This is a genomic window from Halomonas sp. DP1Y21-3 (assembly GCF_019801245.1).
GTDB lineage: Bacteria > Pseudomonadota > Gammaproteobacteria > Pseudomonadales > Halomonadaceae > Halomonas > Halomonas litopenaei.
Map to the genome: position 1 here is coordinate 42,867 of NZ_JAHVJM010000002.1, position 18,031 is coordinate 60,897.

The following is an 18,031-nucleotide window of genomic DNA, read 5'->3' on the forward strand; positions in this document are numbered from 1 at the left end:
CGGAAGGCTCACTCTGAGACGCCGGGGGCTCCTCTCCATCACACCCAACCAGCCACAGCGGTACGCTCAGTGCCACCAGGGCCGCCGCCATTCGAGGGGTCATTGCCATCGTCTTCTCTCCATAAAGCCTTTGTCCATGCGCCCAATCTCCATGATTGATCGCGCGCTATTGCACCAAAGCCACCCCGGCCACGCAACTTGCGTTGACGCTGCAGCACGCCGCAATCTCGCCTATCGGGCGACGTCTATGGCGGCTCCCGCCCTGATCATTCTCCCCGGGGTGAGGCCATTCGACAGCTGTCGGGCATGGTCAGACGCAGCGCCAACGGCATGACCCGGGCCTCGAACGCGCGCTGATAGCAGGCTTCGCCGTCCAGCGTCAGCGGCAGGCGCGCCTCGCCATCGGCTTCAAAGCGCAACCAGGCGCTGCGAAAGGCGTCGACGTACTGCCCATGGTAGGGCCTGGCCCGCAGTTCCTGCATCATCGCCCGAAGCTGGCGCAGCGAGCGGAAGTCACGCACCAGCAGCACGTCGAACAGGCCGTCGTCCAGTCGCGCCGCCGGCGTCAACTGCTGACCGCCACCGGCCTGGATGCCATTGCCGATACCCAGCAGAAAGATGCCCGCTCGACTCTCCCCGCCATCCCAGGCCAGGTGGCCCTGGTAGAGCTGATAGCGCCAGGCCTTGAAGGCACCGAACACCGAGTAGGCTCCCCCGCCCATCAAGCGCTTGAGTGGCTTCGGTGTCGATGTGGTGATCTCGGCACCGAAACCACCGGTGGCCATGTTGATGAAATAGCGATCGTTCATCCTTGGCACATCCACCCAGCGGCTGGGCAGACGACAGGCGGCGTCCAGCGACGCTGCCTGGCCGAGCGGCAGGCCCAGGGACTTGGCCAGGTCGTTGGCGCTGCCCAACGGCATGATGGCAAGCTCCGGACGCTCTTCGCGCGGCAACTGCATCAGCCCGTTGACCACCTCATGCACGGTACCGTCACCACCGCCGGCGATGACCCGCTTGACCCGATCGCGTCCAGCCTGGGTAGCCTGGCGTTCGCCGTCGCCCTTTTCCCAGGTGACACGCACATCGACATCGAGGCCGCCTCGCCGACAGGCGAAGACAGCGCTTCGCACTTCCGGCAATTGCGCCGATTGTCCGTTGAGGATCAGCCGATTGGTGCCCGGCGGCTGGGTCATCCTGACGCTTCCTTTTTCACATGAGGTTCATGAAAGTCGCACATCCTCCCTGTGCGGCGCCTATTTCATCACATCCTTCCCCCGGCATGGAGGCCCGCAGCGGCGATCCGATACCTGCCGGCCTAGCCACGTCCTGCTGCCGACGCCGCACCTATGCTGTTGCGGGACGGGCACAATCGCAGCCATAGCGCTGACTTGACCCGTATTTCCCTTACAATTGATCAAGACACGCCCCCCTTTGCGACCGAGTTCCTGCATGATTGAACCAATTTTTGTGCTGACCGCCTTTGTTTCAGGCCTGGCCGCCATGGCCCTCAGACTACCACCCTTGGTGGGTTTTCTCGCCGGTGGCTTCATCCTCAATGCACTCGGCTACGACGAAACGCCGGTCCTGACGCTGATCGCCCACCTTGGCGTCACCCTGATGCTGTTTACCATCGGTCTCAAGCTCAACGTCAAGACCCTGCTGCGCCCGGACGTCTGGGGAGGCGCCAGCCTGCATATGCTGGCAAGCGTCGTGCTGTTCGTAGGTATTCTGGCTGTCCTGAAGGCGATCGTCACCCTCGGCTGGCTGACGTCACCCAACGGTCTGCTCGCCGGACTCGACCTGACCACGCTGCTGGTGCTGGCGTTCGCCCTGTCCTTCTCCAGTACCGTCTTCGTGGTCAAGGTCCTCGAAAAGCGAAGCGAGACCCATGCGGCCTACGGACGCCTGGCCATCGGTATCCTGATCATGCAGGACCTGTTTGCGGTGATCTTTCTCACCGCCTCCACCGGCAAGCTGCCGAGCCCCTGGGCCCTGGGCCTGTTCGCGCTGCTGCCGCTGGCGCCGCTGCTGCGGCGGCTGCTCGACCGCATGGGCCACGGCGAGATGCAGATGCTGTGTGGCGTGGTGATGGCCCTGGTGCTGGGCTACGGCCTGTTCGAGGCGGTCGGCGTCAAAGGGGATCTCGGGGCGCTGATCATCGGCATGCTGCTGGCGCCCCACCCCGCCGCCCAGACGCTGTCGCGCTCGATGTTCAATATCAAGGAACTGCTGCTGGTCGGCTTCTTTCTGAGCATCGGCCTTACCGCCCTGCCCAGCTGGTCGCTGTTCGGCATCGCCCTGCTGCTGGTGGCGCTGTTGCCGCTGAAGAGCCTGCTCTACCAGCTTATTCTGATGCGTTTCGGCATGCGCCACCGTACCTCGGTGCTGGCCACCCTCAGCCTGAGCAACTATTCCGAGTTCGGTCTGATCGTCGGCGCCATCGCGGTATCCAGCGGCTGGCTGGCGCCGCAGTGGCTGGTGGTGGTGTCGCTCGCGGTCGCGCTGAGCTTCGTGGTATCGGCGATCCTCAATGCCGTCAGCGAGCAGTTCTACCGCTGGCTCGAGCCACGCCTGCCACCGGTCGACGAGGCGTCGCTGTCCCCCAGCGACCGCCCCATCGAGGTCGGCGACGCCGAAGCGGTGGTGCTGGGCATGGGCCGTATCGGTCGCAGCGTCTACCGTCGCCTGACCAAGGAGTATGGACTCAAGGTGCTGGGGGTCGACTCCAATCCCAAGAGCGTGAAGATGCTGGCCGACAAGGGCTTCAATATCGTCGAGGGCGACGCCGTAGACTCGGACTTCTGGGACAAGATGCTGATGTCCTCTCAGGTAGAACTGGTGGTGCTGGCGATGCCCCACCATGCCGGTAACCTGTTCGCCCTGAAGCAGCTGCGAAGCCGCCACTTCCCGGGCAAGATCACCGCCGTGGTCGAGTACCTGGAGGAGATCGACACCATCCGCGAACTGGGCGCCCACGCGGTCTACCACGTCTACGACGAGGCCGGCCGCGCCCTGGCCGACAGCGCGGCGGAGGAAGCGGGAATCATCTCGCGTACCGAACAACTCGGCTAGGCGCTGTCCGAAAAGTCGACGAGCGAAGGTTAGACAAGGCAAAAATCGGTGAGACAGCGCAGTTTACGGGGTGTAAATGAGCATGTTGATCCGATTTTTAACGCCGTATTACCGAGCGCAGGCACTTTTCAGACAAGCCCTAGCAAGTGGCGCGCGCAGACCTGTGCAACACCCAGACGCGCTCGGCCACGGGGCTTGCCGTGGACAGGTCGGATGCGGATACTCGGGGCTCCCATGGCCAAGGCTCGTGCTCAAGGCGCGCGCCGAGGCCCTTTGCAAGCTCCACGACAAGGATGCATGGCGGTGGAAGACGTCTTTACCTGGCTGGGCGAGGCCCTTGGCACCCTGATTCGCTTTGTGGTCGATACCCTGGGCACCTTCTTCAACAGCATCGATGACGCCGCCGCCGGCTTTATCGACGGCCTGTCTCGCTCGCTGGGCATCGCACCGACCTTCTTCACCCTGGCGCTGCTGGTGCTGGGCCTTTTCTTTCTTTGGCGGGGTCTACGCGCGATCCTCACAGGCTCCCCCATCGCCGCCCTGCTGTGGGCACTGCTGGGCCTCTTGATCCTGGGCATGCTGCTGCCCTGAGGCAGGACGGTCTTCAAGGCCAGCCGAGCCGGTAGCACACAGCACAACGCCGCCCCGAGGGGCGGCGTTGGCATTTGTGACGGTGGATCCAGCAGCGATCGTCGTCGCTACATCAGGCCAGCGCCTTTTCCACGATCTCATAGACGTTGGGCGAGAGTTCCTCGCCACGGATGCGCTCCAGCTCGGCGCGCATCAGCGCCTGGCGAGCCTCGTCGAAGCGCTGCCAGCGGGTCAGCGGCGTGATGATGCGTGCGGCGATCTCGGGGTTCAGCCGGTTCAACTCGATCACCACGTCGGCCAGCAGGCGATAGCCTTCGCCATCCAGGCGGTGGAAGTTGACCCGGTTCTGCCCGGCAAAGGCACCGATCAACGCGCGCACCTTGTTGGGGTTCTTCAGCGAGAAGGCCGGGTGCTCCATCAGATAGCGGACCCGGTCCAGGGCGTCCGCCTGGGGACGGGTCACCTGCAGGCTGAACCACTGGTCCATCACCAGCGGATCGTGGGACCACTTGCGCCCGAAGGCCTTGAGTGCCGGATCGGCGATATCCGAGCGGCTACTGTGGACCAGCAAAGTCAACGCTTGGCGCACGTCGGTCATGTTGTGGTCGGCCTCGAACTGGGCCTGGGCCAGCTCGATCGCCACCTCGTCCTCGATGCTCATCAGGTAGGACAGCGCGACATTCTTCAGGGCGCGCTGGCCGATCTGCTCGGGCGTGGGCGCGTAGGCGGCGTCGCTCTGGTTGTCGCGATACAGTGCCAGCAGCTCGTCACGCAGCTCTTGCGCCAGAGACTGCTGGATGAAGGTGCGCGCGGCGTGGATGGCGTCCACGTCGACCAGCGGCTGCTGTTCGGCGATGTAGGCCTCGCTCGGCAATTGCAGCATCTCGGCCAGCACCGCCTTGTCGTCATTGCCTTCCTCGATCAGTGCGCGGAAGGCCTCGACCAGGCGCGTATCCATGACCTTCTCGACGCCATTGCGGTGGGCCGCGATCAGATCATCGAGGGCCAGCAGGGTCAGCCGCTGGCCGGCGTCCCAGCGGTTGAAGCCATCGCTGTCGTGGGCCATCAGGAAGGCCAGATCCTCCCGCGAATAGGGGAAGGACAGCTTGACCGGCGCCGAGAACCCGCGCAGCAGCGAGGGCACCGGAGCCTCTTCGATATCGGTGAAGATGAACTCCTGCTCGTCTTCACGCAGATGAATCACGGCGTCTCTACCCAGGCTCTCGCCGTCCAGGGTCATCGACAGGTCGCGGCCGCTCTTGGTGCCGACCAGGCCCAGGCGAATGGGGATATGCAGCGCCTGTTTCTCCGGCTGGCCGGGGGTGGCCGGCGTGCGCTGACGCAGGATCAGGCGGTAGCGGGAGTTGGCGTAGTCGTATTCGCCGAAGGCGTCGATCTCCGGCGTACCCGCCTGGGAGTACCAGCGCATGAACTGCTCGAGATCCTGCCCGGACACCTCGGCCATGCAGTCGACGAAGTCCTCGATGGTGACCGCCTGCCCGTCGAAGCGCGAGAAGTACAGATCCGAGCCCTTGCGGAAGGTCTCCGGCCCCACCAGGTTGGACAGCATCCGCACCACCTCGGCACCCTTCTCGTAGATGGTCAGGGTGTAGAAGTTGCCGATCTCGATGTAGGAGTCGGGGCGAATCGGATGCGCTGTGGGGCCTGCGTCCTCGGCGAACTGGGCGGTGCGGAAGAACGACACTTCCTCGATGCGCTTGACCGGCGCGGAATTGACCTCGGCCGAGAAGCTCTGATCGCGAAAGACGGTGAAGCCTTCCTTCAACGACAGTTGGAACCAGTCACGGCAGGTAACGCGGTTGCCCGACCAGTTATGGAAGTACTCGTGGGCGACGATTCCCTCGACCCGCTGGAAGGCAGCGTCGGTGGCGGTGTTGGGGTGGGTCAGCACCGCCGCCGAGTTGAAGATGTTGAGCCCCTTGTTCTCCATGGCGCCCATGTTGAAATCATTGACCGCCACGATCATGAACAGGTCCAGGTCGTACTCGCGACCGTAGGCCTTTTCATCCCAGCGCATGGCACGCTTGAGTGAGCCCATGGCGTGGTCGGTCTTGTCGAGGTTTTCTTCCTCGACCCAGATCTGCAGGGTGACGTCGCGGCCGCTCATGGTGGTAAAGCGATCCTCGACCTTCTTCAGGTCACCGGCCACCAGCGCAAACAGGTAGGCGGGCTTGGGATGAGGATCGTCCCAGGTCACGAAGTGGCGGCCATCCGGCAGCTCTCCCCGCTCCACCGGATTGCCGTTGGACAGCAACACCGGCTCACGAGTCAGGTCGCCGATCACGGTGGTCGAGAAGGTCGCCATCACGTCCGGGCGGTCCGGGTAGAAGGTGATGCGGCGGAACCCTTCGGCTTCGCACTGGGTGCAGAACATGCCACCGGAACGGTAGAGGCCGGATAGCGCGGTATTGTCCTCGGGCGAGATCTCGATCTCGGTGTCCAGAACAAACGCCTCCGGCGCACCGGTAATCGACAGCCCCTTGCGGGTCAGTTCGTACTCGCCTTCCTCCAGCGGCTGGCCATCGATGGCGATGGCCTTGAGCGAAAGCTGCTCGCCATCCAGCCAAAGCGGTGCACCAGCCTCGCGCTCGGGATGACGCTCCAGATGCAGGCGTGCCTTGACGCGGGTGGTGCCAGGCGCCAGGTCGAAGGTCAACTCGGTGCGTGAGACAAGGTAGGCCGGCGGACGATAGTCGCTCAGATGGATCGGCTGGGGGTCGGACATCGGGGATGCTCCAATCAGAAAAGTCGACGATATTGTACGGGTACGGACGTGCCGGGCTCAAAGAACCGGCGCGACCCGGAGCACGTCGGAACCATCAGGCGAAACGGATCAAGGCGGAAGACGTCAGGACGAGGAGGCGGGCTCGGGCCGGGTCACGATCCAGATGGCAATCCCTATCAGCATGACGGTCAACCCAAGCTTCAACCACCACAGTGACACCGTGATCAACAGCACCACCACCGACAGTGACAGCATCGCCAGCGCCATCCACTTGGCATGACGGGGAATCGCACCGGATTCTTCCCAGGCCACCACCGCAGGGCCGAACCGAGGATGACTGCGAATCCAGCGAGCGAACCGCGGCGACCCCTTCGACGCCGCCCACACCGCCACCAGCAGAAAGCAGGTACTGGGCAACAGCGGCACGAAGGCCCCGATGACACCGAGGGCAAAGCTGGTCCAGGCCAGCAACTGCCAGGCCAGGCGACGGGTGGTGGAAATCAAGGGCGAACTCCGGCGGCGCACTCGCCACGCCAATTGGTCAAGAATTCACTTATTGAAACGCAGCAGGTGCGACGAGGCCAATCGGACGCCGCTATCAGGCCAGTAGCCTGCCGAACCCGCAGGGCCACTCGCCTCACGATGCCGGCAACAGAGACATGTCAGCCGCCGATCCTGTCAGTCGCGGAAATTGTCGAACTGCAGCGCCAGATCAGGGCCCTCATCACCGCGCAGCAGTGCCATCACACTTTGCAGGTCATCGCGCTTCTTGCCGGTCACGCGTACCTTGTCGCCCTGAATCTGGGCCTGGACCTTGAGCTTCGAGTCCTTGATGCGCTTGACGATGTCCTTGGCTTCCTTCTGCTCCAGCCCCTGCTTGAGGGCGACCGTCTGACGCGCCTTGACGCCGGAAAGCTCAGCGTCCTGAACGTCCATGATGCGTGGGTCGATGCTTCTGGCGATCAGCTTGTTGCGCAGGATGTCGAGCATCTGCTTGAGCTGGAAATCGACCTCGGCGTGCAACGCCACGGATTCATCGGACAGCTCGAAACCGGCGTCGACACCGCGAAAGTCAAAGCGCCCCTGAACCTCACGGTTAGCCTGGTCCACGGCGTTCTGGGCTTCGTGGCGATCGAATTCGGACACAATATCGAAAGAGGGCATGCTCGCTCTGCTCCGCTGACAAAAACGCTAGTCTACCATCGACGGCGACCCGCAGGGTGTCACTACCGAGTCCTCCCCGGATGTCACGGAGGACGGCTCGGAAGGTGGTGTAGAAGACGGCGCAGAAGATGTCGCAGAAGATGTCGCTGGAGTTGCCACGGACGGTGAACCCTGAGGCACGACGGCAGGCTCCTCTCGAGACAGGCCCAGCGACTTGACCATGCGCCAGGCGGCACAGCCATCCTCGTAGTAGTCGTCGAGCCAGCAAGCCAGGCGAAAGCCCGCCCGTCGATAGAGGCCGAGAGCAACACGATTGTCGGCCCGCACCTCCAGCGTCATGCGCTCGCAGCCACGCTTGCGTCCATCACGCTCGAGCGCCTCGAGCAAGGCCTTGCCCACTCCTTGGCCACGCGCCTCGGGGGCCACACACAGCGAATAGAGGCGCGCTGCGCGGCTATTGCGACGAAACAGCAAGGTACCGTAGCCGAGAGGCACAACGGAGCCGGCGGCGTCCTCGGCGATCAGGGTCAGCCCATGGGCGCGCTGGAGCAGGTGGCGCAATTGGCGACGAGTGAAGCGGTCCCCCGAAAAACCGCGACTCTCCAGTTCCTCCAGGGCATCGAGATCGCTTGGGGTGGCCGAACGCAAGGCAAGTGGCATAGTGAGAGGTCCCGTCTCGGCAGCCCGACGCCCGACTCGGGCGAGGTGTGTTATCTGTTGATTCTGTCTGGCCCACACGCCGCTGTCAGCCGTCGACAAAATGAATATTTTTCACTTTCTTGCCGTATTGCTTTGCCGCCAACCCAGGCGCATCCTGCCACCGTCGGCCCTGACCTCTACCCCGACTCGTGCGGTGTCCTCCGGCTTCGGGCTATCACCTTGTTTCGGCCTTGCTTCACCCTTGCTCCGCCATTGTCTCGTCCCAGTTTCGCCCCTTGTCTCGCCCCTTGCCGAGGAATTCTTGCGATGTGCGCCCTGCGTATCGTTGTCGACCGCCAGCGCGACTGGCAGCCCTACCACCCCAGTGACGATGTGATCGACGCCGACCACTATGTCGACGCCGCGGACATCGCCGATGCCAAGGCCACCTCGGGCGCCACCAGCGCACAGGTCATCAACCTGTGTTCCGACCTCGGCTACCTGGGCCGAGGCTACTATGTCTCGCTGCTCGCCCAGGCGCGAGGCGCCAGAGTGATCCCCAGTGTCGATACCCTCAACTCCCTGCGCCGCAAGTCGACCACCGACATGCAGCTCGAGGGCCTTACCGGACTGCTCGATGAGCTGAGCCGGCCCGCTGCAGTCGAGCGACTCGGCGATGACGTCCATTTCAGGGTGCTGTTCGGCGAATGCGTCGAGCCCCTGCTGGCACGCGTCGCCCGCCGCCTGTTCGAGCGCCTGCCCTGTCCGCTGATGGAGGCGCGCCTGAATCGCACCGCCCAGGGCTATCGACTGGTGCGGCTGCGTCCGCTTGCGCTTGGGCGGCTTCATGAAGACGAGCAGGACGCCTTCGCTCGCGCCCTCAATCGCCATTCGCTGAAGATCTGGCGTACCCCCAGGGCGCGGAGGCGCTATCGCTTCGACCTGGCCATGTTGATCGACCCTGAAGAACACCTGCCGCCCAGCAACAAGGGCGCGCTCAAGCAATTTATCCGCGCCGGTCGGCGCCAGGGAATCAATGTCTCGCTGATCACCCATCGCGACAGCGCCCGGCTGGCCGAGTTCGACGCTCTGTTTCTGCGCCAGACCACCGCCCTCGACCACCCCACCTGGCGCATGGCCCGACGTGCCGAACACGAAGGCCTGGTGGTCATCGACGCGCCCCAGGACATTCTGCGCTGCACCAACAAGGTCTATCTGCATGAACTGCTTCGCACCCGGGGGGTCGCCGCTCCCGAGGGACTGTTGCTCAAGCGTTCGGATCGAGCACGTCTCCTCGAGCAGACGCAGGGTCTCAGCTACCCGAGGGTGCTGAAGGTCCCCGATGGCGCCTTCTCCCGTGGCATCGTCAAGGTAACGTCCAGCGAATCGCTGGCTCGGGAAGCCGATACCCTGTTCAAGAGCTCGGACCTGCTGTTGCTGCAGGAATGGCTGCCTACCGAATACGACTGGCGCATCGGCGTGCTCGACGGTGCTCCACTGTTCGCCAGCCGCTACTACATGGCCCGTGGCCATTGGCAGATCTACGATTATTCCGGTGCTCGCACCCGCAGCGGCGGCTTCAGCAGCCACCCCATCGACGAGGTGCCGGCCGCCGTGCTGCGTGCGGCGCTCAAGGCCACCCGGCTGATCGGCAATGGCCTCTACGGTGTCGACCTCAAGCAGGTCGGCGACCGTGTGCTGGTGATCGAGGTCAACGACAATCCCAACATCGATGCGGGCATCGAGGACAGCGTGCTGGGTGCGGCGCTCTACGATCGCCTGATGGAGGTCTTCGCCAGGCGCATGGAGGCGCGCCGACAGGCACGCTCGGCCAACACGGCTTCGCCCCAGGCGGGACGCCAGAGCCTTCCAGCCAATGATCCCGGCTGAGGCGGAAAGGCATATCCGGGCTGACGCCGGCGTCCGCCTCGGCTACCCTGCGCTTTTGACCAGACAGCGGGAGCCGGCATGAGCGAGCAGGACAGAAACACCCGACACAAGAAGGCCATGGAGAAGCTCAAGTCCCACGTCGACGCCAAGGTCGCCGCCGCCGACGAGGAGCGCGGGCTGATGCTGGTGTTTACCGGCAACGGCAAGGGCAAGACCACCGCCGCCTGGGGCACCGTCACCCGCGCCCTGGGTTACGGCTACCGGGTGGGCGTGGTGCAGTTCATCAAGGGACTGTGGGAGTGCGGAGAACGCGACCGTCTCGAGGCCGACGACAACCTCGAGGTGGCGATCATGGCCACCGGTTTCACCTGGGATACCCAGAATCGCGAGTCGGACACCCAGGCATGCCGCGAGGTCTGGCAGGAGGCCAGCCGCATGCTGGGCGACCCCGAGGTCTACCTGGTGGTGCTCGACGAGATCACCTACATGCTCAAGTTCGGCTACCTGGACATCGACACCGTGCGCACGGCCATCGCCAACCGGCCTGCCGAGCAGACGGTCATCATCACCGGGCGCAACGCCCATCGCGAACTGGTTGCCATGGCCGACACCGTGACCGAGATGCAGGAGGTCAAGCACGGCTTCACCAATGGCCTCAAGGCCCGCCGCGGCATCGACTTCTGAGCGCACCCGACGCCAGCAAGCGCCGCGAGCGACGATAGGCACCTCGCGGCACAAATGCCCTCGACCCGACGACACAGAGCCCGACGCCAGCCGGGCTCTGTTCCTTTTCACTCGCCGAGACCGGACAGCCCTGTCCGGCGTTGGCCTCCCCCGGGCGCGCCGAGGGAGACCGCTGCCCTGCAACTCAACCTGCTATTCCACCTGCAACTGGCCGTCGTCGATCATCTGCTGCAGGAAGGTCGCCGAGTCCTGTCCCCCCATATCGACGCCATTGAGGGTAATGACCTGATCGGCATCGCCTCCTGTATTGCCGATGCCACCATCGCTCTTCACGTACAACACGGTATTGCCGCCGCCGTCCTCCTCGGCGTAAAGATAGTTGTTGACGGTTGCCTCGGTCGCCCCGTCGAGCAGGTCCGCCATCTCCAGGCGATCGGCCTCGGCGTCACTGCCGACGTCTCCCAGGGTAAAGTCATTGATCTCATCACTGGCAGGCGCAGCACTGGTCCCAGCGTCGCCATCATTCCAGGCGACCACATCGGCACCGGTGCCCAGATCGATGATATCGTTGCCCGCGCCGCCATCGAGCGTATCGTTGCCCTTGCCACCAACCAGGGTGTCATTACCTTCGCCGCCAAGGAGGGTATCCCCCCCGGCGCCGCCGATCAGGGTGTCGTTGCCGTCGCCGCCGTCCAGGGTGTTGATCCCGCCTTCATCACGCGACTCGTCAATCAGGTCATCGAGATTGTCCCGGATATAACCGATCATTTCGCCATCGGTGGGTTCGGTACCACCATTGACTCCCCACTTGACGTATTCGTAGAGCCCTTCGTAGCCCAGACCGTCATGCCCACCCGCGGTAAAGACCTCACCGGTGTCGGTATTCGTCCAGGCCAGATGGTCACTGTTGAGCACATCGCCGATCAGGATGTCGTCGCCGCCTCCGCCCGACAGGACGTCATCGCCAAGTTGCAGAAGCCCTCCTGCGGCTTCCTGGATGGCACTGTTGAGACCGTCCTCGTCGTTGACGATCTGAACCTGGCCGACCGGATCATTAAACGTCGTACCGCCAATGGTCAGGCCTCCGGTGCCATCGACGTTGCTGTTGTCGAAGTACTCAAGCGTTTCTTCGTTGATCCCGTTGCCGATGCCGATAGCGGCCACCTCGACTTGCGGATAGCCAGCTCCCGGCGTGGTTGGTGCAAGATCCTGGAACGCTTCCAGGGAGTTGTTCATGACGGGGACGCTGTTGTTTCCCCCGGGGCCGTAGCGGCCGGGGGTGCCATCTCCATCAGCGTCGTCCAGATAGAACGTCGGCTCACCGTCGGTGAGAAACAGGGCCAGGTTCTTGTATCCGGGTGTCGACGTGTATTGTTCGCTGAAGAACTCCTGAGACTCACGGAAGCCCGCCTCGTAGTTGGTGCCGCCTTCGGCCACCATGGCGTCGATAAAGGCCATGGCGGCGGCCAGATCCGAAGCGTCAAAGTCTTCGATAGTAATCGAATCGACCCCGACCACACCGCCACCGTCCGTACCAACCCGGACGCCACTGTCAAAGTCCACGATCTGCAGATTGATGGTCCCACCGTAGGTCTGGAGATGGACAAGAAGATTCTCCAGGGCGTCCTTGGCCAGCTGCATCCGCGTCTTGCCGGCGGTGCCCGACGCATTGCCCATGCTGCCCGAGCTGTCGATGATCAGTGACAGGTTGTAATTCTCCGGCTGCGCCTGGGCCACCCCGCCGGCGTCGCCGATCAGCACGTCGTCGCCATCACCACCGGCCTGTTCGCTGTTGTCGTTGTCATCCACGTACAGGGTATCCGGCGCCTCTCCGTTAAGGGTCAGGGTGCTCTCGAGCCGATCGCCGTCGCCATCGACACCGACCAGACCGAGGGGCACCTCGAAGTCCTCGCGCTGCTCGCCGCTGCGATGGTTGATGTCACCCAGTGACAGATCGCCAGGGGACTCACTGCCACTCTGCTGCGCCTCGATGGAGACCGCCTCGAAGGGGCGATCGTCACCGGTGCTCAGGCGCACCTCCCAGCCATCCTTGAGGCCGTCGACCTCAATGCCATCGCCGGTATCGACCAACGACACCCTTCCCGTGACATCCACGCCCCGAGCGTCGAACACCTTGACGTCATCGACGCTCAGATCCATGGCGGCACCGCTGGTCGCCCCTGGATCACCGCTGCCTGCGCCTTCAGCATCGAACACGACGGCAGAGAGCAACAGAGCGGCGGTGACGCCGTTGGTCACATGGACCTTCTGCGAATAGCTCGTCAGGCCGACGTGGTCCTGCCATTCAGGCGTCGTCCCGGAAGCGGTGATGCCCTTGAGCGCATCGATGCGCAGGGTCCCGTCGGTACCAAGGGCGATACGGCCGTCGCTATCCTGGTCGGTCGTTCCCGACAGCAAGAGGTCGTTGACCGCGACGTCATCGCCGGCGTGCAAGGCCAGATAGTCACCGATCGTCTGTGCATCTGCCGGGCTTGAGTCGAACGCCTCGCCATTGGTGATCGCACCGATCACCTCGACGCTGTAGCCGTCACCTGCTGCGTTGAGCGTGACGCTGAAGCCGTCCTCGGCACCGTCGGCGCTTTCGGCATACAGCGTCGTTCCATCAGCGCTCAAACGATAGCTCAGCGGCTTGCCGTCGACTCGCAGCGCGTTGCCCTGGCTATCCGTCGCCGGCTGTCCGTCGAGGGCGGCGGCAAAGACCACCTCCCCGACCCCATCGGCTCCGACGTTGGGCCCGAAGTCCAAAGTGCCGTTGCCACTCTCCAGGGCGTGCTCCGCCTCGGAGAACACCTGGGGCACGTCATCCTTGATGTCGATGGTCAGGGTGGCCGGATCACTGGCGTCACCGTCGGAGTCGGTCACCACCACGCTGAAGGCGTCCTGCACAGCGTCGCTGGCGGTGCCCTGGCTGGTGTGGTCTGTGCTGTTGTCGGTCAGGGTATAGCGATACTGATAGGTCCCCGCGCTATCCTTCCACACCTCCAGGGTGCCGAGGTCTCCGTCGACCTCGACCGGATTGGCCTCGGTACCGTCGGTCACATCGATACCATCGATCTCCACCTTGGCCAGGGTGTCACTGCCGGTGTCGATGGTGAGCGACCCCAGAGTGGTCTCGAGGTCGGTGGCGGCCTTGCTCCCGCCATCGTCGAGACCCGCCTCGTCCACCTCGCTGTTACCCGAGGCGTTGGGCGACTCGGGATTGACCTCGACCTCGGGCGTGGCGTCCACGGTGATCGTCAGGGTCGCGCTGCTGATATCACCGTCGGCGTCGCGGATCGAGTAGTTGATCACCGCGTCACCCTCGAAGCCGTCGGCCGGCGTGAAGGTGATATTGCCGTTGGCGTCGACGTTGGTGATGGTGCCGCTGCCGCTTTCCAGGCTCACGCTGTCGGTGACGAAGGTGTAGGGACCGTCGGCCCCGGCCACGTCAGGCTCGCCCGCCGTACCGTCGAGCACATTGACGGTGATCGGCTGGTTCTCGTCGGTCTCGGCGGTGTCATCCTTGGCCTCGGGCACGTCGTCCTTGATGTCGATGGTCAGGGTGGCCGGATCACTGGCGTCACCGTCGGAGTCGGTCACCACCACGCTGAAGGCGTCCTGCACAGCGTCGCTGGCGGTGCCCTGGCTGGTGTGGTCTGTGCTGTTGTCGGTCAGGGTATAGCGATACTGATAGGTCCCCGCGCTATCCTTCCACACCTCCAGGGTGCCGAGGTCTCCGTCGACCTCGACCGGATTGGCCTCGGTACCGTCGGTCACATCGATACCATCGATCTCCACCTTGGCCAGGGTGTCACTGCCGGTGTCGATGGTGAGCGACCCCAGAGTGGTCTCAAGGTCGGTCTGCGCCTTGCTTCCGCCGTCATCGAGACCCGCCTCGTCGACCTCGCTGTTGCCCGAGGCATTGGGCGACTCGGGATTGATCTCGATCTCGGGCTCGTCGTCCTCCACCTCCACCCGCCAGGTCGCCTGGCTGGTATCACCGTCGTTGTCGGTCAGGGTATAGAGGATTTCGGCGGTCCCCTCGAAGCCCGCCGCCGGAGTAAAGGTGATGGTACCGTCGGCGTTGAAGTCCAGGCTGCCGGCGGTGCTGTCCACCAGTTCTGCAGCGGTCAGCTCGGCGCCATCGGCACCGAGCGTATCGGCGCCTGGCCCATCGTTGATAACGTTCAACATGACCGGAGCGTTGTCGGACGCGCCGATAGTCTCGTCATCCTTGGCCTCGGGCACGTCATCCTTGATGTCGATGGTCAGGGTGGCCGGATCACTGGCGTCACCGTCGGAGTCGGTCACCACCACGCTGAAAGCGTCCTGCACAGCGTCGCTGGCGGTGCCCTGGCTGGTATGGTCCGTGCTGTTGTCGGTCAGGGTATAGCGGTACTGATAGGTCCCCGCGCTATCCTTCCACACCTCCAGGGTGCCGAGGTCTCCGTCGACCTCGACAGGATTGGCCTCGGTACCGTCGGTCACATCGATACCATCGATCTCCACCTTGGCCAGGCTGTCGCTGCCGGTGTCGATGGTGAGCGACCCCAGAGCGGTCTCGAGGTCGGTGGGGGCCTTGCTCCCGCCATCGTCGAGACCCGCCTCGTCGACTTCGTTGTTGCCCGAGGCGTTGGGCGACTCTGGATTGACCTCGATCTCGGGCTCGTCGTCCTCCACCTCCACCCGCCAGGTCGCCTGGCTGGTATCACCGTCGTTGTCGGTCAGGGTATAGAGGATTTCGGCGGTCCCCTCGAAGCCCGCCGCCGGGGTAAAGGTGATGGTACCGTCGGCGTTGAAGTCCAGGCTGCCGGCGGTGCTGTCCACCAGTTCTGCAGCGGTCAGCTCGGCGCCATCGGCACCGAGCGTATCGGCGCCTGGCCCATCGTTGATAACGTTCAACATGACCGGAGCATTGTCGGACGCGCCGATAGTCTCGTCATCCTTGGCCTCGGGCACGTCATCCTTGATGTCGATGGTCAGGGTGGCCGGATCACTGGCGTCACCGTCGGAGTCGGTCACCACCACGCTGAAGGCGTCCTGCACAGCGTCGCTGGCGGTGCCCTGGCTGGTGTGGTCTGTGCTGTTGTCGGTCAGGGTATAGCGATACTGATAGGTCCCCGCGCTATCCTTCCACACCTCCAGGGTGCCGAGGTCTCCGTCGACCTCGACCGGATTGGCCTCGGTACCGTCGGTCACATCGATACCATCGATCTCCACCTTGGCCAGGGTGTCGCTGCCGGTGTCGATGGTGAGCGACCCCAGAGTGGTCTCAAGGTCGGTGGGGGCCTTGCTCCCGCCATCGTCGAGACCGGCCTCGTCCACCTCGCTGTTACCCGAGGCATTGGGCGACTCGGGATTGACCTCGATCTCGGGCTCGTCGTCCTCCACCTCCACCCGCCAGGTCGCCTGGCTGGTATCACCGTCGTTGTCAGTCAGGGTATAGAGGATTTCGGCGGTCCCCTCGAAGCCCGCCGCCGGGGTAAAGGTGATGGTACCGTCGGCGTCGAAGTCCAGGCTGCCGGCGGTGCTGTCCACCAGTTCTGCAGCGGTCAGCTCGGCGCCATCAGCACCGAGTGTATCGGCGCCGGTCGTATTGGTGATGACGTTGATACTCACCGCCGTATCGTCGGTGGTCTCGACGGTAGGATCGTCTTCAGCGCGGGGCGCGTCATCCACGATCAAAATGTCGAGCGAGCCGCTGGCGCTACTGCCATCCACGTCCACCGCCTGAACATTCAGGCTCTCGAGATAGCCGCCATCGGTGGCGCCGGCAACGCTGTCATTGTCGACGTTGTCGGTCAGTTCATAGGTGTAGCTGACGGTGCCCCCTGCGGCCGACCCGGTGAAGCCGGTCAGCGTCACCACACCATGATCGGTGACGATGGTGACCGGCGAGGTCCCCAGAGCATCAAGCTGGGCAAGCGTCAGGGAAACCGGCCCCACCGTCAGGGTGGCCAGGCCATCAGGTGAATCAAACCCAAAGGAGCCGGTGCGAACCAGCTGGGTGGCGTCACCACGGCTACCGCCGGCCAGGTCGGCTTCGAACAGCACCTGTTCGGCACCGGCGGCGCCAATCGGCAGCTCGCCAGGACCGCCAGGGCCGCCAGGACCACCAGGGCCGTCAGGACCGCCGGGTCCATCAGGGCCATCAGGACCACCGGGGCCAGTGGGATCTTCGGGGCCATCGAGACCGGTCAGGGTGACACCTTCGTCATCATCGCCGGGATCCACCGCGTCGACACCGGTGAAATCGCGCTCGATGGGAACATCGCGCCCCTCAAGGCCAAACTGGAAGGCCAGCGGATCTACCGTCTCCACGATGCGCAGCAGACGGACAAAACCACTGCCCTCGTCGTCCCCTCCCCCGCCGGTGCCGCCGGCCGCCGGATCCTCAAGATCATCGAACAGGTCGCCTTCGCCGGAGTCGATGGCGGCCAACAGCTCGTTAAGCTCTTCGTCACCCAGCACGTTGTCGGCCTGCTCGGCGATCTGGGCGAGAGCCGCAAGCTCATCGTCCGTGGAGCCGGACGCCTGGGTTCCCTCGGGTACCGGTGCGTCAATGCCGACAGCCGCGCCAGCCGTCGCCGGGCTGCCCAAAGGGGTCGCGGGTGCAGCAATGGGCGCCGAGTCGTCGGTGGTCTGCACAATACCCTGATCGACCAGCGAAGGGCCGGCCGGCTCGGTGGTGGAAGGCAACAGGCGCACCTGTCCGCTACCGGAAAGTGTCACGGGGTCGCCGACGCCACCGGGCGAAATCGAGATTTCACCACCCTGTGACGTCACCAGGCGCTCCCCGTCGCTGATCACGTCTCCCGGCCTGAGTTCGCGAAGGCTACCATCGGTGCCCTGAACAAAAGCCTGCCCCTGTACCATCACCACCGTCGCCGTGCTCATGTCGCTTCCCCTGATGCTCGTTGTCGTTTATCGAGCGCGCCCAAGGATATTTCTGCCCTCGATAACGCACCTTATCGGCACACTGTGGAAGTAGTATTAGCGAAGCTTTTTTATGACTAGCATTGGACTCAAGTACAGTGACTTTGGGATCCATCTATTCAATTGATGTTTTATGCAAACTTCTGAAAACAAAGCTCATATAATTAACGCCAATAACTTCGCGTCATTCATACTTAACTAACACCAATAATGGCGATAAACCTCATACTCTCCAGTGGACGCATGTGAGCTTCGGTCCCTCCCGGCAACCCTGCCCGCCCCTCATTCAAAGCCTAAGCCACTGTT

10 protein-coding genes are annotated in these 18,031 nt (G+C 63.8%); 4 read left to right on the forward strand and 6 right to left on the reverse strand.

What is annotated here, in order from left to right:
- Positions 1-266 precede the first annotated feature (266 nt).
- The gene (yegS, locus tag KUV74_RS05570) at positions 267-1,196 is read right to left on the reverse strand and encodes a lipid kinase YegS (RefSeq protein ID WP_045993797.1); all 930 of its coding nucleotides are present in this window, start codon (positions 1,194-1,196) and stop codon (positions 267-269) included.
- A 256-nt stretch (positions 1,197-1,452) separates the two neighbouring features.
- Here yegS and KUV74_RS05575 point away from each other — a divergent pair, with 256 nt between their 5' ends.
- The gene (locus KUV74_RS05575) at positions 1,453-3,075 is read left to right on the forward strand and encodes a cation:proton antiporter family protein (protein ID WP_197037166.1); all 1,623 of its coding nucleotides are present in this window, start codon (positions 1,453-1,455) and stop codon (positions 3,073-3,075) included.
- A gap of 297 nt (positions 3,076-3,372) precedes the next feature.
- On the forward strand, positions 3,373-3,666 hold the full coding sequence (locus KUV74_RS05580) for a hypothetical protein (RefSeq protein WP_222515840.1): 294 nt from the start codon (positions 3,373-3,375) through the stop codon (positions 3,664-3,666).
- A 112-nt stretch (positions 3,667-3,778) separates the two neighbouring features.
- On the opposite strand, the gene pepN is transcribed toward KUV74_RS05580, so the two are convergent.
- The 4 genes from pepN to KUV74_RS05600 form a co-directional block, all read right to left on the reverse strand.
- Positions 3,779-6,412: an aminopeptidase N gene (gene pepN, locus KUV74_RS05585; RefSeq protein WP_222515841.1), complete on the reverse strand. Its 2,634-nt coding sequence runs from the start codon at positions 6,410-6,412 to the stop codon at positions 3,779-3,781.
- 123 nt (positions 6,413-6,535) lie between these two features.
- Positions 6,536-6,916 (reverse strand): YbaN family protein, encoded by a 381-nt coding sequence (locus KUV74_RS05590; protein WP_231498735.1) that lies wholly within the window; start codon positions 6,914-6,916, stop codon positions 6,536-6,538.
- Positions 6,917-7,090: 174 nt separating this feature from the next.
- Positions 7,091-7,576 carry a YajQ family cyclic di-GMP-binding protein gene (locus tag KUV74_RS05595; RefSeq protein WP_045992571.1) on the reverse strand — a complete coding sequence of 162 codons (486 nt, stop codon included), beginning with the start codon at positions 7,574-7,576 and terminating at the stop codon, positions 7,091-7,093.
- A gap of 27 nt (positions 7,577-7,603) precedes the next feature.
- Complete coding sequence (locus KUV74_RS05600) at positions 7,604-8,236, reverse strand: GNAT family N-acetyltransferase (RefSeq protein WP_222515842.1); 633 nt, start codon at positions 8,234-8,236, stop codon at positions 7,604-7,606.
- Between the two features lie 306 nt (positions 8,237-8,542).
- On the opposite strand from KUV74_RS05600, the gene KUV74_RS05605 reads away from it, so the two are divergent.
- Together KUV74_RS05605 and cobO are read left to right on the forward strand one after the other, a co-directional pair.
- Positions 8,543-10,105, forward strand: a complete 1,563-nt coding sequence (locus KUV74_RS05605; RefSeq protein ID WP_222515843.1) for a RimK family protein — start codon at positions 8,543-8,545, stop codon at positions 10,103-10,105.
- Between the two features lie 78 nt (positions 10,106-10,183).
- Positions 10,184-10,789: a cob(I)yrinic acid a,c-diamide adenosyltransferase gene (gene cobO / locus KUV74_RS05610; protein WP_124803037.1), complete on the forward strand. Its 606-nt coding sequence runs from the start codon at positions 10,184-10,186 to the stop codon at positions 10,787-10,789.
- Positions 10,790-10,981: 192 nt separating this feature from the next.
- Here the strand turns inward: cobO and KUV74_RS05615 are convergent, their stop codons facing one another.
- Complete coding sequence (locus tag KUV74_RS05615; protein WP_222515844.1) at positions 10,982-17,686, reverse strand: retention module-containing protein; 6,705 nt, start codon at positions 17,684-17,686, stop codon at positions 10,982-10,984.
- Positions 17,687-18,031: the final 345 nt, after the last annotated feature.

Bases quoted from the DNA above. Each gene is read 5' to 3' on its own strand.
- KUV74_RS05575 (WP_197037166.1), top strand. From the start codon at position 1,453: ATGATTGAACCAATTTTTGTGCTGACCGCCTTTGTTTCAGGCCTGGCC.
- KUV74_RS05600 (WP_222515842.1), bottom strand. From the start codon at position 8,236: ATGCCACTTGCCTTGCGTTCGGCCACCCCAAGCGATCTCGATGCCCTG.
- KUV74_RS05605 (WP_222515843.1), top strand. From the start codon at position 8,543: ATGTGCGCCCTGCGTATCGTTGTCGACCGCCAGCGCGACTGGCAGCCC.
- KUV74_RS05580 (WP_222515840.1), top strand. From the start codon at position 3,373: ATGGCGGTGGAAGACGTCTTTACCTGGCTGGGCGAGGCCCTTGGCACC.
- cobO (WP_124803037.1), top strand. From the start codon at position 10,184: ATGAGCGAGCAGGACAGAAACACCCGACACAAGAAGGCCATGGAGAAG.
- pepN (WP_222515841.1), bottom strand. From the start codon at position 6,412: ATGTCCGACCCCCAGCCGATCCATCTGAGCGACTATCGTCCGCCGGCC.
- KUV74_RS05615 (WP_222515844.1), bottom strand. From the start codon at position 17,686: ATGAGCACGGCGACGGTGGTGATGGTACAGGGGCAGGCTTTTGTTCAG.
- KUV74_RS05595 (WP_045992571.1), bottom strand. From the start codon at position 7,576: ATGCCCTCTTTCGATATTGTGTCCGAATTCGATCGCCACGAAGCCCAG.
- yegS (WP_045993797.1), bottom strand. From the start codon at position 1,196: ATGACCCAGCCGCCGGGCACCAATCGGCTGATCCTCAACGGACAATCG.